The following is a 1,174-nucleotide window of genomic DNA, read 5'->3' on the forward strand; positions in this document are numbered from 1 at the left end:
CAGCCCGACACGCTGCCGGTGGTGGTGGCCGGCGTGCTGGGCGCGTTCGCGATGGGGGTGCAGAACGCGCATCCGCGGCTGATCGTGCGGCCCGCCGTGCCGAACACGGTGATGACGGGCAACGTCACGCAGGCGATCCTGGACGTGGTGGACATGCTGCACGCGGGCTCGCCGGAGAGCGTGCGCGAGGCGGCGCGAGCGCGGTTCGCGAAGATGATGCCGGCCATCGCGGCGTTTGCGGCGGGGGCGATCGGCGGAGCGCTGGGCTTGCGCTACGTGGGCTTCTGGGCGCTGCTCGTGCCCGCGTGTGCGCTGGCCGTGCTGGCGTGGACGACGGGCGAGCACGAGCGCGCGGCGACGGCGGGCCCCGCGTGACGCGATCAAGAACGGCAGGAAAGGCAAGGAAAAACATGGTGTCGAGCACGACGCGCGGGCGTCGAAAGAAGAGAGCCGCGGGCGTCGCGGCTGCCGCCGGGCTGCTGCTGATGGGCGCCCCTGCCGCCTTTGCGCAGACGGCAACGAACGTGCCGGAAAGCACGCCCACGTGCGACGTCAAACGCCCCGTGCCCGGCTTCAACCGCTGGCAGGAAGACTGGGGCGTGCTCGCGAATCCGTGCCTGCCGCGCAGGCCGTTTGACGGGCCCAAGTACATCCCGCTTTCGAGGAACGATCCCACCTGGTATCTCTCGCTCGGCGCGAACCTGCGCGAGCGCTTCGAACTCAACAACACGCCGCTCTTCGGCCTTGGCAGCGCACGCCCCGACAACTGGGTGATCCAGCGCGCCGAAGTCCACGCCGACGCGCGCTTCGGCGAGCACGTGCAGGCGTTCTTCCAGCTCGAAGACGCGCGGCCGTTCGGTAAGGACTCCGTCACACCGGTGGACAAGAACCCGCTCGACATCGAGCAGGCGTTCGTGGCGTTCGTCTACGGCGTGGGCGGCGGCACCTTCAAGGCGCGCGTGGGGCGGCAGGAAATGGCCTTCGACTTGCAGCGTTTCGTTTCGGTGCGCGACGGCCCGAACGTGCGCCAGGCGTTCGACGCGCTATGGGCCGACTACGAGATCGGCAAGTGGCGCTTTATCGGCTACCTCACGCAGCCCGTGCAGTACCGCGACGCGGCCGTGTTCGACGACGTCTCGAACGGCCACCTCACGTTCAGCGGCGTGCGCGTGGA

Annotated in this window: 2 protein-coding genes; both read left to right on the forward strand. The window is 69.5% G+C overall.

The window, feature by feature from the left end; translation table 11 throughout:
- Positions 1–375, forward strand: a 375-nt coding sequence (locus C7401_RS44220; protein WP_146758113.1) for a DUF1275 family protein, incomplete at its 5' end; no start/stop codon positions are given.
- Positions 376–410: 35 nt separating this feature from the next.
- On the forward strand, positions 411–1,174 hold a 764-nt coding region (locus C7401_RS44225), incomplete at its 3' end, for an alginate export family protein (RefSeq protein WP_181565852.1).

It is taken from the genome of Paraburkholderia unamae (genome assembly GCF_003268775.1).
GTDB classification, from domain to species: Bacteria; Pseudomonadota; Gammaproteobacteria; order Burkholderiales; family Burkholderiaceae; genus Paraburkholderia; species Paraburkholderia unamae.